General features: G+C 48.5%; 14 protein-coding genes. 4 read left to right on the forward strand and 10 right to left on the reverse strand.

The genetic code is table 11. The features are described 5' to 3' along the window. Positions 1 to 92: 92 nt before the first annotated feature. From DFP97_RS03165 to DFP97_RS03175, 3 genes are all read right to left on the reverse strand, one after another. Positions 93 to 1,217: a sugar ABC transporter substrate-binding protein gene (locus DFP97_RS03165; protein ID WP_114378518.1), complete on the reverse strand. Its 1,125-nt coding sequence runs from the start codon at positions 1,215 to 1,217 to the stop codon at positions 93 to 95. A 205-nt stretch (positions 1,218 to 1,422) separates the two neighbouring features. Continuing rightward, positions 1,423 to 1,608, reverse strand: coding sequence for a hypothetical protein (locus DFP97_RS03170; RefSeq protein ID WP_114378519.1), 186 nt, complete (start codon positions 1,606 to 1,608; stop codon positions 1,423 to 1,425). Between the two features lies 1 nt (position 1,609). Then, positions 1,610 to 2,278 carry a phosphatase PAP2 family protein gene (locus tag DFP97_RS03175; RefSeq protein ID WP_114378520.1) on the reverse strand — a complete coding sequence of 223 codons (669 nt, stop codon included), beginning with the start codon at positions 2,276 to 2,278 and terminating at the stop codon, positions 1,610 to 1,612. Positions 2,279 to 2,361: 83 nt separating this feature from the next. Between DFP97_RS03175 and DFP97_RS03180 the strand changes: the two genes are divergently transcribed. Genes DFP97_RS03180 through DFP97_RS03190 form a run of 3 tightly spaced genes read left to right on the forward strand, consistent with a single transcriptional unit; the run spans position 2,362 to position 5,205 of the window. Continuing rightward, positions 2,362 to 3,228: a class I SAM-dependent methyltransferase gene (locus DFP97_RS03180; RefSeq protein WP_114378521.1), complete on the forward strand. Its 867-nt coding sequence runs from the start codon at positions 2,362 to 2,364 to the stop codon at positions 3,226 to 3,228. Beyond that, positions 3,228 to 3,971, forward strand: a complete 744-nt coding sequence (locus DFP97_RS03185) for an RluA family pseudouridine synthase (protein WP_114378522.1) — start codon at positions 3,228 to 3,230, stop codon at positions 3,969 to 3,971. The genes DFP97_RS03180 and DFP97_RS03185 overlap by 1 nt, the downstream gene beginning before the upstream one ends. After that, positions 3,961 to 5,205, forward strand: coding sequence for a CapA family protein (locus tag DFP97_RS03190; RefSeq protein WP_245975880.1), 1,245 nt, complete (start codon positions 3,961 to 3,963; stop codon positions 5,203 to 5,205). Before DFP97_RS03185 ends, DFP97_RS03190 begins: the two co-directional genes overlap by 11 nt. 21 nt (positions 5,206 to 5,226) lie before the next feature. Here the strand turns inward: DFP97_RS03190 and DFP97_RS03195 are convergent, their stop codons facing one another. Beyond that, complete coding sequence (locus tag DFP97_RS03195) at positions 5,227 to 5,631, reverse strand: MarR family winged helix-turn-helix transcriptional regulator (protein ID WP_114378524.1); 405 nt, start codon at positions 5,629 to 5,631, stop codon at positions 5,227 to 5,229. Between the two features lie 243 nt (positions 5,632 to 5,874). Between DFP97_RS03195 and DFP97_RS30600 the strand changes: the two genes are divergently transcribed. Continuing rightward, a complete protein-coding gene (locus DFP97_RS30600) occupies positions 5,875 to 6,045 on the forward strand; it encodes a hypothetical protein (RefSeq protein ID WP_181873343.1) in 171 nt (56 codons plus the stop codon). Here DFP97_RS30600 and gyrA read toward each other — a convergent pair. The 6 genes from gyrA to DFP97_RS03225 all read right to left on the reverse strand — a co-directional run bounded on the left by gyrA (position 6,026) and on the right by DFP97_RS03225 (position 13,722). Next, positions 6,026 to 8,488 carry a DNA gyrase subunit A gene (gyrA, locus tag DFP97_RS03200; RefSeq protein ID WP_114378525.1) on the reverse strand — a complete coding sequence of 821 codons (2,463 nt, stop codon included), beginning with the start codon at positions 8,486 to 8,488 and terminating at the stop codon, positions 6,026 to 6,028. The genes DFP97_RS30600 and gyrA overlap by 20 nt on opposite strands. 12 nt (positions 8,489 to 8,500) lie before the next feature. Continuing rightward, a complete protein-coding gene (gene parE, locus DFP97_RS03205; RefSeq protein ID WP_114378526.1) occupies positions 8,501 to 10,471 on the reverse strand; it encodes a DNA topoisomerase IV subunit B in 1,971 nt (656 codons plus the stop codon). Positions 10,472 to 10,517: 46 nt separating this feature from the next. Then, on the reverse strand, positions 10,518 to 11,504 hold the full coding sequence (locus DFP97_RS03210) for an ABC transporter permease (RefSeq protein ID WP_114378527.1): 987 nt from the start codon (positions 11,502 to 11,504) through the stop codon (positions 10,518 to 10,520). Continuing rightward, complete coding sequence (locus DFP97_RS03215; protein WP_114378528.1) at positions 11,497 to 12,447, reverse strand: ABC transporter ATP-binding protein; 951 nt, start codon at positions 12,445 to 12,447, stop codon at positions 11,497 to 11,499. Before DFP97_RS03215 ends, DFP97_RS03210 begins: the two co-directional genes overlap by 8 nt. Before the next feature lie 20 nt (positions 12,448 to 12,467). Then, positions 12,468 to 13,292: a GDSL-type esterase/lipase family protein gene (locus DFP97_RS03220; protein ID WP_114378529.1), complete on the reverse strand. Its 825-nt coding sequence runs from the start codon at positions 13,290 to 13,292 to the stop codon at positions 12,468 to 12,470. Between the two features lie 154 nt (positions 13,293 to 13,446). Continuing rightward, the gene (locus tag DFP97_RS03225; RefSeq protein WP_114378530.1) at positions 13,447 to 13,722 is read right to left on the reverse strand and encodes a YqkE family protein; all 276 of its coding nucleotides are present in this window, start codon (positions 13,720 to 13,722) and stop codon (positions 13,447 to 13,449) included. Between the last annotated feature and the right edge of the window lie 147 nt (positions 13,723 to 13,869).

Consider the following 13,869-nt stretch of genomic DNA (forward strand, 5'->3'; position numbering starts at 1 on the left):
AGACCCACCTTCCTTTCCAAACAGGATAGAACGCCCTTATCCAACTGGATAAGGGCGCCTATATGATAAAGCTATTTTATCATGTTTGCACCTTACTTGCCGTTCGCTTTTTTCAAAGCTTTCATCCACTCTTCTTCGAAGGCATCCGTCGTGCCCCAGCCTGGAATGATATCAGCAAGGCTCACCATGTTGACCGGTGAACTTGATTTTTTCAAGCTTTCCTGGTCAATGAGCGCAGCATCCAGACTGTAAGCAGCAGGCGTTTCTTCACCGGCAATTTTTTTAGCGAGCAGTCTGACGTTAACCGCACCGATCATTTTCGGATCTACTGCCGCTGTAGCTGCCCACGGGCTGTTCTCCTCCTGCATAATTTGCAAATCGGCGTTCGATACGTCGATACCGTAAATCTTAATTTCAGTCCGGCCCGCTTCAATCAACGCTCTGGCAGCACCGATTGCAAAGGCGTCCCAAGTTGCAAAGATGGCGTCAATCTCGCCTTTCGGGTGCTTTGTCAGCATCGCTGCAACCGCATTTTGCGTCTCAACCGAAGTGTTCTCGTTCGCTACGCCGAACCGTTCGATTTCTTTAATGCCAGGGTATTTTGACAGTGTGTCCTGATACACTTTATTGCGTCGAACCATCGGCGGGAATCCATCCACCCACAAATAAACAATTTTAGCTTCTTCACCTTTTTCCTTCACCAGCTGTTCAAGCGCATATTGAGCCAACGCTTCGTCGTTTTGCGAAGTCAGGGTTACGCCTTCAATACCGGAAAGGTCGCCAATCGAATCAAACGCTACGACTGGAATCCCTTTGTCTTTTAGCTTTTGCACGGCTTCTACCGTTGCCGGATCATCACCATGCGAAATGACGACCCCGTCATAGTCGCTGTCCGTGGCCTGAGCAATCGCATCATGGAATTTAGCCGTGTCGCCGTTCGCAGAGAAGGTGTCTACTTTGAAGCCAAGCGCCTCCCCTTCCTGTTTTGCTCCAGCCAAAAATTGCGCCGTATGGTCATCGCCACCGATTTTGCGGATAACCATTAATTTAATTTGATCCTTCTCGGCTATAGCCGCAGGAAGATTTTCAATATCTTTGGTTACTTCGCCGGCGTTTCCGCCGTTCGAATTACCGCCGTTTGTTTGTCCGCAGCCTGTTGCGACGATCACGATCGTCATTACTAAAGCGAACAAGGTACAAAACTTCTTATTGTTCATTCCGCTTTCTCTCCTTAAATTAAATATAATTAATATAAGTAATCCTATAGGATATAAATAATAACGTCAATAGAATTTGCAGAAAAAAAAGCCGTCTTGCCCCTTTCCAAGACGACTCTTCTTCGATTGTAGGTGTTCTATTAACGGATACGGCAGCTTAGGTCATTCCAACGAAGCTCGCCTGCGCCTAAAATTCAAATGTACATTAAATTTGCTGTAACCGGTATGTATATCCGCAAAACGAGCACCGGAACAGCACGCTGTCCTCTCCTATTGTAAACGTCAGCCTTTCATCATCTTCGATTTCGACGAATTCTCTCCCATGCTCGTCCCGGTCACCGGTAGCAAACAATATAGTCTTGTTGCCGCACTCGCATTCAAAGCTCATCATACTAAGCAGCTCCTCTGTTTTTGTTAAACGCGTATGTAATCATCATCAGTATGCTAATAACCGCCAATCCTGCTGCATAGCCTCCCATGATATCCGTTAAATAATGCACATGAAAATAAACCCGGCATAAACCCATCATAAGAATGAGGAGAGCAGCAACAGCAATGGCAGCAAACTTAAAGCCGCCCCGAATCGAGCTTGATTGTATAATCATGTTTGCTAACAAACCATACATCACGATAGCAAGCATCGCATTGGCGCTGGGAAAGCTTGCCCCGTCAGCTTCGATTCCCCATGCCACGGCCGGTCTTGAACGGTCAATCCACATTTTGAGCAGTGAATTGAGCAAATAAGCGGCTGCTACTCCGGCCATAAACGAAGCGCCGCGCAGCCAGCCTCTCATCCAGCCAATGACCAGTGCCGAAATCAATGTTATTCCTATAATAGCAATCGTAGATCCTAATTGAGAAAACAGCTTAAATAATACGGTCATTCCATCACTCTTGAAGCCTGCCATCCATGCTTCCATTGATCGGTCAAACGCATTACCCCCTTGTTCAGGTAATGACATCACCAGTGCCGTAAGCAGCAATACGCTCACGATTAGTACAAACATCCAGCCATTCCATTGCTTTCGAATAAATACCAGCCCCCATTTGCGTCGTTTCATTGCTTCGTAGTGTTTGCTTCGATATAATTATCGTTGACATTATTATATTACAAAAACGACGTCAAGGAAGGGTTACTGAAAACATGTACATAGCAGATAAATGGAACGATTACGAGGTTATAGATACTGGAGACGGGGATAAGCTTGAGCGCTGGGGAAACTACACGCTTCGCCGTCCAGATCCGCAAATTATTTGGCCTATCGTAAATGAAACAGGTTTATGGAAAAAGGCCGACGGGCACTATCACCGCAGCAGCGCTGGCGGCGGACAGTGGCAGATGAGTCCAAACCTGCCCGAACGCTGGACCATTTCATATGGCGAGCTTAACTTCCACATCAAACCAACAAATTTCAAGCATACAGGCTTATTTCCGGAGCAAGCGGTGAACTGGAGCTGGATGATGGACAAAATCAGATCAGCAGGCCGTCCGGTTCGAGTATTGAATCTATTTGCATATTCCGGTGGCGCGACCGTTGCAGCCGCTGCAGCCGGAGCTGAAGTTTGCCACGTCGACGCTGCAAAAGGAATGGTCCAGTGGGCCAAAGAAAACGCGCAATTGTCCGGGCTGGATTCAGCACCCATCCGTTATATTACGGATGATGTGTTCAAGTTCGTTCAGCGCGAGCAGCGCCGCGGCAAGCAATATGATGCGATCATCATGGACCCGCCGTCATACGGACGCGGACCAAACGGCGAAACCTGGAAGCTGGAAGAAAACTTGTTCCCGTTTCTTCAATCCTGCACATCGATTTTGTCAGATAATCCGTTATTTCTACTAATTAACTCCTATACGACCGGCTTATCTCCTTCCGTGCTGCATAATCTGCTGCATATGACGATGAAAGCCAAATACGGCGGTGAAATCAATTGCGGCGAGATCGGTTTGCCGATTACAAAGTCCGGCCTGAATTTACCTTGCGGAATTTTGGGACGATGGGAGTCTAAGTAATGCCGATTCCGATTTTGTACGAGGATAATCACGTCCTGGCCGTCGTTAAGCCCCCAGGTGTTCTTTCGCAAGAGGATGAAACGGGCGATCCGGATATGCTGACGCTGCTGAAGCAGGACTTGAAGGAACGCCATAACAAGCCGGGAAATGTGTTTCTCGGCTTGGTTCACCGGCTGGATCGCACGGTAGGCGGTGTCATGGTGTTTGCGAAAACATCGAAGTCAGCCTCCAGATTGTCAGAATCCGTACGCAGCCGCCATTTTGGCAAAACGTATGTATGCGTCGTTCAGGGATGCCCTTCCGTACAGCAAGCTAAGCTTACGCATTATATCCGCAAGGACAATAAGCATAACCAAGTCACCGTTTATAATAAGCCTGCCGCTGAAGCGAAAGAAGCTATTTTAGAATACGAGGTTGCAGCAGTATCCGGACGATATACGCTGGTTGCCGTACGGCTGCATACCGGAAGGCCACACCAAATTAGAGCCCAAATGGCGTATATTGGTTGTCCGCTCGTCGGAGATCTCAAGTACGGGGCGAAGCCTGCTGCAGGCATCTCCGACATCGCATTATGGTCGACATCGGTCTCCGTTCCGCATCCTGTCACTAAGGAAATGATAAGCTTCCACTCAATTCCCAGCGGCTCCAATGCTTGGAGCTGGTGGACTGACAAGCAGCTCAAATCCGCCTCCTATATGCTAAACAGGGTGCATAAGGAAGGACGTGATGCAGATGCGCCGTAAAAGGCACCGGTTGATCCAAGCTGTTTTATTAGTGCTATCTTTGATCGGACTGCTCATCATATTTCTAATGCCCTCCTACAATGAGAGGACTAGAGTACCCGCATCGCCTACTCCTGCACATACAGCAGACGTAATAATGGTTTCTCCCACCCCTTCGGCAACGGCAATTACACCTTCTGAAGCACCTCCGGAGCCTGTCTACGTAGATGCAGTATGGATGGGAGTAGGTGATATAATGATGCATTCACCGCAGCTTCCAGGCGCTTACGACAAAGCAAGTAACCGATATAACTTTGACCCTTTCTTTGCAGAAGTAAAACCGGTATTGAAGCAAGGCGATTGGGTTATTGCCAATTTAGAAACGCCGATAGCGGGAGCCGAATTCGGCTATAAAGGTTATCCTCTTTTCAACGCACCGGTCGAATTGGCAGAGGCGCTCAAAGCGGCCGGATTCAATCTCATCACTACAGCGAACAATCACTCCCTTGACCAAGGGGAAAAAGGGCTGCTCCGTACATTGGAAAATTTGAAGACTGTCGGGCTGGAAACCGCAGGTACGGCTGCATCGCAAGAACAAGCAGATCGGCTATTGCTTTCAGAGAAGAACGGAATTGTTATGGGGCTGCTCTCATACACTTATGGAACAAACGGCATACAAGTGCCCACGGGCAAACCGTATCTGGTTTCGCTGATCGATGATCAAAAAATAATCGGGGATATAAAACGGTTAAAGGCAGCAGGGGCGGATTTCATAACGGTAGCGCTGCATTTCGGCACCGAGTATCAGACCACACCGAATGAAGAACAGAAGCGTTTAGCGAGATCGCTTATCGCTGCGGGCGCTGATATTATAGCAGGTTCACATCCTCATGTCGTACAGCCATACGAGGTAGTCGAGACAACCGATGAGAACGGTAAAGCGAAAAAAGGACTTATCATTTATTCAATGGGCAACTTCATTTCTAATCAACGGGGCGATACGAAGGATTACGGAGTCATTTTCAAAGTGAATATACGTAAAAATATGACAGACGGTGCGGTGGAAATAACCGAAATCGAGCCCATCCCGACCTGGGTTCACCGCTATAAGCCGGATCGCGCATTCCGTTACCGTATCCTGCCTATTGAACAAACGATTGCGGCTTCAACCGATTCATTGCTAACTCAAGCCGACTACGCCATGCTTCAGAAAGATTACGAGCTGCTTCGCAATCGGCTCGATTCAATGAAATAATCTGCTTTCCCGGCATCTTCTCTACTGGTTTGCCACTTTGCCAAGCAGATAGACCAGCAGCTGCTGGTTATGGGAGGAGATGCGGTCCAGCGATTGCTCGATCATTTCGGTCCTAATCGCTGAGCCGCGCTTTGCCTCCGCCTTTCCTTTCTCCGATACAGAAACCCATACGATTCTCCGGTCGTTATCATCCCTTGTCCTTTCAATCAGCTCATTGCGCTCCATCCTGTCAAGCAGCGTCGTAATAGCCGCAGGTGTAGTCGACAAATACTGGAGCAGATCGGACGGCTTCATTGGCTGATGCTGCAGAAGCAATTCCAGCACGTTAAGCTGTCCTTCCGTCAATGGAGCAAGCGATTGTTCCAAATTGTTTTTCCAATCACGCGAAAGCCTCGTCCACAATCGAGTAAATTCATCAGACACCATACTCTCACACCCATTCCCTGTCAATTTCCACCTTTTCGTTACTTATTATAGCAGTCTTTATTGTCGAATAAAAGATTAACAGGATTAATAATTTGCGATATTAATCGATACATTTTCGAACGTTTTGACAGCATTAGACATACAATGTGGCGAAGGCCCAGCGCTATGTCTCTTCCCCCCGTTTAAACCCATGCTTTCATAGCAAAAAGTTTACTGTGTAAACGGTTAAGGAGCGTGATCCCAATGGACAACGATAGAAAAGCGGAAATCATTCGAAAAATAAAAGGCTACGGCATCATAAAAGACCCACAATGGCTGGACCGCCCGGATGAGCTGGTGCCATTGTGGGTCATGCTGGAAGCTATACTGGAAGTGATTGAACGTTTCGATCCGCCTAATCGCCCTTTTGACTGACGTCCGTCATTGAGCGTACCAGTGTGTTGATGATGACATCGTTCTTCTCTACAGGGAAAATTAATTTGCCTATCGCTTTACGTTCTTCAATTGGCGCTTTCTCCGAATCGGCAGTCAGTTTCGCTCCGGATGCGGTTATGGCGACGATTTCTTTTGTTTCCTTGCAATAGTATGCGGCTACAAGCGCGGCTCCGTTTGGTCTTACCCGTTTGCCTTCCTTGAACTCGAACGTTTGAACGCCCTTTCCGCCTCTGCCCTGGATAGGGTAATCCAGCAGCAGCGACCGCTTCGCATAGCCGATATCGGTAATGACGAGCAATTCGCCTTCATCTTCGGCCACCCATTCTGCCGCGATAAGCTCGTCTCCATCCTTAAGCTGTATCCCTCTGACGCCGGATGCTACTCTGCCCATCGGATTTACTTCCGATTCTGCAAACCTGATGCTCATCCCTTGCCTTGTAACGAGTAAAATTTGCCTGCTTCCATCACTGATAACGACCCGAATAACCTCGTCTCCGTCAGCTACCTTACATGCAGCTACCGCCGTTGATCTGGTCGTTGCATATTCCTTCAGTTCTGTCCGTTTGACCTGGCCCCGCTTCGTGATGAAAACAAGCGACGCGCTTGAAGATTGGATATCCTTGACAGGAATTACGCTTACGATTGAATCATCCTTCGGTATAGGCACAATGTTTACGATTGCTGTTCCTGTATCCTTCCACTTAAACTCTGGAATCTGATGGACAGGCAATAAGTAGTATTGACCTTTACGGGTGAACAACAGCAGATTATCGATCGTATTAACCTCGAGCAGCTCGCGGATAACGTCGCCTTCCTTAACGCCGGCGCTTTGCAGCTCTCCGCCTGATCTCGAGAAAGAAAGCATGCTGGTCCGCTTCACATAGCCTTCCTGACTAAGGGTTACGAGCACATCCTCCGGATTCACAAGCACCTCAAGATTTACTTTCAGCTCCTCGATTTCTCCACGAAGATCCGAACGGCGGTCAATGCCGTATTTGTTGCGAATTTCAAGCAGCTCATCCTTTATGACGCCGAGCAGCTTCTTCTCGCTTTCCAAGATAGATTTCAAATAAGCGATTTTCTTCAATGCTTCTTTAAGCTCTTTCTCGAGCGTCGTGATTTCCAGGTTTGTTAAGCGGTAAAGCTGCAGCGTCAATATAGCGTCGGCTTGCCGTTCCGAAAACCCGAATTTCGCAACGAGATTGTCCTGCGCGTCAGCGCGGTTTTTAGATGCTTTAATGGTCGCGATGACTTCGTCTAATATATTAAGCGCCTTGACGAGCCCTTCGACCACATGAGCCCGGTCCTCAGCCTTCTCCAGGTCGTATTTCGTCCGGAACGTTACGACTTCCTTCTGATGCTCGATGTATGCGCTCAATATTTGCTTGATCCCGAGCTGCATAGGCGTTTTGTTCACGATTGCGACCATGTTGAAATTATAAGCCACTTGAAGATCGGTTTTCTTAAACAAATAGGCTAAAATGCCCTGCGCGTCGGCATCCTTCTTAAATTCCACGACGATGCGAAGACCATTTCGGCCGCTCTCGTCGCGCACTTCGGCGATTCCTTCAACCTTCTTCTCCAGCCGGATGTTTTCCATCGCGGTTACGAGACGTGACTTAACGACCTGATATGGAATTTCGGTTATGACAAGCTGCGACTTGCCTCCGCGCATATCTTCAATCTCCGTCTTTGCCCGAAGAAAAATACGGCCTTTGCCTGTTGCATACGCATCCCGTATGCCTTCCTCCCCCATAATAATGCCGCCTGTCGGAAAGTCGGGGCCCTTCACAATAGCCATGATCTCTTCGAGCGACATCTCTGAACGGCTCATAAGCGCTATGCAGGCGTCGATGACTTCGCGCAGGTTATGGGGCGGAATTTCCGTGGCAAAGCCGGCGGAGATGCCGCTGGTCCCGTTTACGAGCAAATTGGGGTACCGCGACGGCAGCACCACCGGCTCCTTCGTCGTATTATCGAAATTGTCTTTAAATTGAACCGTTCGTTTATCGATATCCCGCAGCAGCTCCATCGCAATAGGCGATAAGCGAGCTTCCGTATAACGCATAGCAGCTGCCGGATCATCGTCCTGCGAACCCCAGTTACCGTGTCCATCTACAAGCGGATGTCCCATTTTCCATGGCTGCGCCATCCGTACCATGCCCTCATAGATAGACGAGTCGCCGTGCGGGTGATAATTACCCATGACGTCACCGACCGTTTTGGCCGATTTGCGATACTGCTTGTCCGGTGTGTTGCCCGAATCATACATCGCATACAGAATACGGCGCTGCACCGGCTTCAAGCCGTCGCGAACGTCGGGAATCGCGCGGTCCTGAATGATATACTTCGAATAGCGCCCGAAGCGGTCTCCTACAACCTCTTCTAGAAACGCCGGCAAAAATTGTTCCAGGATACTCATGCAGAACTCCCCTTATTCCTCAAATTCCGTAAAGTCGACATTTTCAACAATCCACCGTTTGCGCGGATCGACCTTATCTCCCATAAGCGTCGATACTCTGCGCTCTGCTTTGGCCGCATCCTCGATCTGCACCTGAAGCAGCGTCCGTTTTTCCGGATCCATTGTCGTTTCCCACAACTGATCCGGATTCATTTCGCCAAGTCCCTTGTAACGTTGAAGGTCATAGTTTTTGCCGTATTCCTTCAAGTAGTTTTGCAGCTGCTCGTCCGTCCAAGCATAGCGGATCGTCTCGAGCTTACCGGACTTGCGGGTTATTTTGTACAAAGGCGGCTGTGCGATATACACGCGTCCCAAATCGATTAGCGGCTTCATATAGCGATAGAAAAAAGTAAGCAGCAGCACTTGAATATGTGCGCCGTCCGTATCCGCGTCCGTCATAATAATAATTTTATTATAGTTGCACTCTTCGGCTGCAAATTCGGAGCCGACACCGGCGCCGATCGCCGATATGATGGCTTTGTACTCGTCATTCTTCAAAATATCGAGAAGCTTAGCCTTCTCTGGATTCATCGGCTTGCCCTTTAGCGGCAATAACGCCTGATACTTCGAATCTCTGCCCTGCTTAGCTGATCCGCCGGCGGAATCACCCTCTACGATAAACAGCTCTGTACGGGTGTAATCCTTTGATTGCGCCGGTGTCAGCTTGCCATTCAGATTGGAGCTCTCGCTCTTCTTCTTGCCACTGCGAATTTCCTCACGGGCTTTACGCGCCGCTTCCCGCGCTTTGGACGCTTGCAGCGCTTTTTTGAGCAGCATTTGCGCCACTTGCGGATTTTCCTCTAGAAAAACTTGCATTTTATCGGTCACAATAGCATCAACTGCACTCCGGGCCGATGCACTGCCGAGCTGATCCTTCGTTTGACCGACAAACTCCACTTCGGACATTTTTATATTAATAACGACCATCATACCTTCGCGCAAATCGTTGCCCTCAAGGTTTTTATCCTTTTCTTTGAGCATCGCCGCTTTGCGTGCATAGTCATTCATGACGCGGGTGTATGCGGTTTTGAAGCCGGTCTCATGCGTACCGCCGCCGCGCGTCGGGATGGAATTGACGAATGACGCAATCGTCTCGGTATACCCGTCATTGTACTGTAGAGCTACCTCGACTTCAATTTCATCTCGCTCGCCGGCAAAATGGATGACGTCATGCAGCACCGTTTTGTCTTCGTTCAAAAATTGCACGAATTGCCGCGCTCCGCCTTCATAGTGAAACACATCCTGCTTCCCGCTGCGGTCATCCTTAATCGATACCTTTAGTCCGGAATTCAGAAACGCAATTTCCTGCAGCCGTTCCGCCAAGGTGTCATAGCTGAGCGAAGTGCCGTTTTGAAAGACACGGCCGTCAGGTTTAAACGTTACCTTTGTTCCGGTCCGGTTCGTCGTTCCAATTACCTCTAAGCCGCGGACTGGCTCCCCCACATGCTCCTTGCCCGCTTCATCGATCCAATACTCGAACCGCTGCTTATGTATTTTGCCGTCGCGGAAAATCTCTACCTCCAGCCATTCCGACAGCGCGTTCGTAACGGAAGCGCCTACGCCGTGCAAGCCGCCGGATTTCTTGTATCCGCCGCCTCCAAACTTGCCGCCTGCATGCAAAATCGTAAAAACGACCTGCGGCGTCGGTATGCCGGTCTTATGCATGCCGGTTGGAATTCCCCGGCCGTTATCGTGAACCGTCACTGAGCCGTTCTTATGCAGCGTAACTTCAATTGCGGAACAAAATTTAGCTAAATGCTCATCGACCGCATTATCGACAATTTCCCATACAAGGTGATGCAGACCTGAGCTGCTTGTACTTCCTATGTACATGCCCGGCCGTTTACGGACAGCTGTTAAGCCTTCAAGCACTTGTATATCATCGGCCTCGTAATTTCGGTCTGCGGCCGCTGTATTTGCGAAAAGATCTATTTGCTCTGACATGAGCGCCCCCCAATCTGTAGTCACGTTTCCGTATCTTCAAGCTATTTTAATTCAAGATGTCCTGTTTCGTAAAGACACCAAAGGAAACGACCAGCGCACATATCCCCCAAATCGCCAGAATAGTCAAGGAAAAAGGGAGTGACATTCCATCAATAGGCGGCGGCGATCCATCCAAATAGCCGGTCAGCTTCAGGTTAACGGCAAACAAATATTTAGCGCTCGTCCAAGAGGAAGACATGCCTGATAAAATGGTGCCGGCGATTACGGCCGCCATCATCGTCATCATGCTGGCTGCGGTGCTGCGTATCAGGACGGATACCATAAAGGCAAGCAGCGCTACGATCATAGCTGAATACCATGTCAGCCCCGCCTGCATCATCAAATATAGCCATTGCGGAATCGCATGCGCTCTGCTGCTGTCGACCACGGAGCCGGTTACTTGAAAACCGGTGAATACCGGCATCCCCCATCCACTATAACCGAAAAACAAGCCAGCTATTGCGTAGCAGAGTAAAACCGTCACCGCGACTGTAAGCGAAACATACATCGTTAACGCGCAAAGCTTGCTGAACAGCACCTTTGAACGCTTAACCGGCCTGGTGAGCAGCATTTTTATCGTACCCGTAGTGCGCTCCCCCGAAACAATGTCTGATCCGAGCGCCAGTACAAGCAGCGGAATGAAAAGCGATACCGCGTTATCAAGAAAGCTGCGCGTAAAGGTTACCCCGTTCGGCGCGCTAGGATTCACATCATGGTCCAAATAGTACTGCAGCTGCTGCACGGCGACGCGTCTGCTGCGCTTCCATTCCTCTGGGACCCGGTCGCTCGACAGCGTGTTTTGAAAATCAGTGATTTGCTGCATAACCTGATTACGCCAATCCTTAAATTTAGCGGCATTGTTTTTCGCGACTTTCAGCTCAGCATACGTGAAAATCGGAATAAGCGCCAGCAAAATAAGCACGATGACAAAAAATCGTCTCTTCTTCCAGATTTTCAGTGTCTCATTCTCGATGAGAGGGATTATTTTAGGCAAGTTGTTCTTCCTCCGTCATGCTAAGAAACAGCTCCTCCAGCGTTGGAGCTGCCTGATAAACCGATACGACTCCGATTTGCTGCATGACTAGCCGTTCGACCGTTTCCGGAATATGTGCGGACTGCATCGATGTAATAATAGCATCCGGCATCCCGGCTTTCAGGCTTTCTCCATGCCGAAGCGCGTCTGCATCAATGATTTCGATATTCAGGTCCTTTTGAAGCGCTTCCCTTCCTTGTAAGGTCTTATCAAGCTGCCATATAACATAGCCCTTTGCCTGCTTGACCAAATCATCCACTTTTCCTTCGGTAAGTATTCGCCCGCCGTTAATGATCGCGACCCGATCGCAAAGCAGTTGAATTTCGCTCAGTAAATGACTCGATATCAAAACACTAAGTCCTTCCGAGGAAAGCATTTTTACAAATTCACGCAGCTCCTTTATCCCTTTCGGATCAAGACCGTTCGTCGGCTCGTCTAGTATAAGAAGCTTAGGTTTTCCGAGCAGCGCCTGCGCAATCCCAAGGCGCTGTCTCATGCCCAGGGAATAGGTTCTCACCTTGTCGTGAATACGCTCCTCAAGCTTTACGGTCCGAACGACCTCCTGTATACGCGGTACTCCGACTCCATCAAGCATGCGGGCAAAATGATCGAGATTTTCCCAGCCTGTTAAATAACTATAAACTTCCGGATTTTCAACGATACATCCTACATGCCGCAGCGCTTTCTCAGGCTCCTTCTGAACATGATATCCGCATATTCTCACTTCCCCGGATGTCGGTTTGATCAAATCTACGAGCATACGAATCGTTGTTGTTTTTCCTGAGCCGTTCGGGCCGAGGAATCCGAATATTTCTCCGGCTTGAACCTCGAAGCTGACATCGTGAATAATCGTCTTGCCGCGTATTTTTTTGTGAAGCCTCTTAACCGATAGGACGTTTTCCATGTTTGTTTCCTCCAACCTGATTATTTCAAAGACTCAAGGATGCGATCAGCAATCCTTTCATAACCTTGGCCGTTCGGATGAAAATGGTCAGATGACAAATAGTTTCCGATATTCCATTCGAACAAGTCAAAGACCGGAATCATCATCATGTTCGGGTAGCTTTGGATGACTGTGTACGCTTCCTTATTCCACTGCTGCACCTCGAGACTGCCGCTGCGCAATTCCTCTATATCATAAAACGGGTTGTACAATCCGATATAAATAATCGTGGCATTTGCGTTAATGCTGTGAAGCTCCGCGATCACCCGCTCGAACCGTTCCATCGCCTCCGGGAGCCGATTAGACAGACCTTTCAAGCTGTATGCTGATAGCTTACGGCCCGCATTGCTTGCGCGCACCGAATTGAACAAATCGTTTCCGCCGATTGTGAGCAATATCAAATTTGCTTGCTTTAGCACATACTGGAACCCTCTGTCATCAGCGAGACGATCTGCAAGCTCATCCGCCTGCAGGCCGTTAATAGCCAAGTTATTCAGCATTCTGACAGGCTTGCCCTTTTCAAGCATAAGTCCTTCGACAACCTTCTTCACATAACCTTCGCCGGTGGAATCGCCTGTTCCTTTTGTGAGCGAATCACCAAGCGCAGCTATTCTTATTTCGCCTGTTTCTTCCATAACCGGCGCAGCGGGAGCACCTCTTTCAGGATTAACCGGCTTTACATCAAATTTTGGAAATACAGGTATCAGCATATCCTTTAAAACAAAGCCGAAGCCTATTATTAAAAAAGCGGTCGTGCACAACGAAGCAGCGGCAAGCGCCAACCAAAGCTTCCGGAATTTGACCATCCGCACACCTCCTTATTAAGCTGCAGCCGTGTATATCGCTAAATGGATAGATATTACCATGTTTTACAAAATGGCGGGTTTTATGTATAAACAATAGAAAATGATCAAAAAAAAGAAGATGCGTAGGGCAGCATCCTCTATCTTATCCAGCTTCTTATTTGTGCTTAGACCAATTCGGATCGCTATTCTCTAACAAATACGAGAAATCGTTCTCCAACCGCTTTTGTTCCAATTTCTTTTTTTCTTCCTCCTGCTTACGAATGTCTTCCTTGCGAGTCTCCTCGGCCTTCTTTAATTCCTCTGCCTGTGCTTTGAGCTTTTTGACGATATCTGCGCTCAGAAGCTCATTGAGCAATATGGGCTGATCCTTTTCACTTTTTGGAGTGAATTTTGCCGAGGATGAGACAGCCGGTTTCCTTTTCTTACCCATAATAACGTTCCTCGATTCCTTAAAATGAGTTCTAATTAAGCTATGTATCTCACAACATATTCATTTATAATAACACAACTAAACATCAATTCGCTCTTCAGCGGCATAAAAACAAGCAGGACGTCTAGACGCCCTGCTCGTTCCTTT

The sequence above is a fragment of the Paenibacillus prosopidis genome, assembly GCF_003337375.1.
GTDB classification, from domain to species: domain Bacteria; phylum Bacillota; class Bacilli; order Paenibacillales; family Paenibacillaceae; genus Pristimantibacillus; species Pristimantibacillus prosopidis.

Bases quoted from the DNA above. Each gene is read 5' to 3' on its own strand.
- DFP97_RS03175 (WP_114378520.1), bottom strand. From the start codon at position 2,278: ATGAAACGACGCAAATGGGGGCTGGTATTTATTCGAAAGCAATGGAAT.
- DFP97_RS03185 (WP_114378522.1), top strand. From the start codon at position 3,228: ATGCCGATTCCGATTTTGTACGAGGATAATCACGTCCTGGCCGTCGTT.
- DFP97_RS03165 (WP_114378518.1), bottom strand. From the start codon at position 1,217: ATGAACAATAAGAAGTTTTGTACCTTGTTCGCTTTAGTAATGACGATC.
- DFP97_RS03180 (WP_114378521.1), top strand. From the start codon at position 2,362: ATGTACATAGCAGATAAATGGAACGATTACGAGGTTATAGATACTGGA.
- DFP97_RS03195 (WP_114378524.1), bottom strand. From the start codon at position 5,631: ATGGTGTCTGATGAATTTACTCGATTGTGGACGAGGCTTTCGCGTGAT.
- DFP97_RS03225 (WP_114378530.1), bottom strand. From the start codon at position 13,722: ATGGGTAAGAAAAGGAAACCGGCTGTCTCATCCTCGGCAAAATTCACT.
- DFP97_RS03220 (WP_114378529.1), bottom strand. From the start codon at position 13,292: ATGGTCAAATTCCGGAAGCTTTGGTTGGCGCTTGCCGCTGCTTCGTTG.
- gyrA (WP_114378525.1), bottom strand. From the start codon at position 8,488: ATGAGTATCCTGGAACAATTTTTGCCGGCGTTTCTAGAAGAGGTTGTA.
- DFP97_RS30600 (WP_181873343.1), top strand. From the start codon at position 5,875: ATGGACAACGATAGAAAAGCGGAAATCATTCGAAAAATAAAAGGCTAC.
- DFP97_RS03170 (WP_114378519.1), bottom strand. From the start codon at position 1,608: ATGATGAGCTTTGAATGCGAGTGCGGCAACAAGACTATATTGTTTGCT.
- DFP97_RS03215 (WP_114378528.1), bottom strand. From the start codon at position 12,447: ATGGAAAACGTCCTATCGGTTAAGAGGCTTCACAAAAAAATACGCGGC.
- parE (WP_114378526.1), bottom strand. From the start codon at position 10,471: ATGTCAGAGCAAATAGATCTTTTCGCAAATACAGCGGCCGCAGACCGA.
- DFP97_RS03190 (WP_245975880.1), top strand. From the start codon at position 3,961: ATGCGCCGTAAAAGGCACCGGTTGATCCAAGCTGTTTTATTAGTGCTA.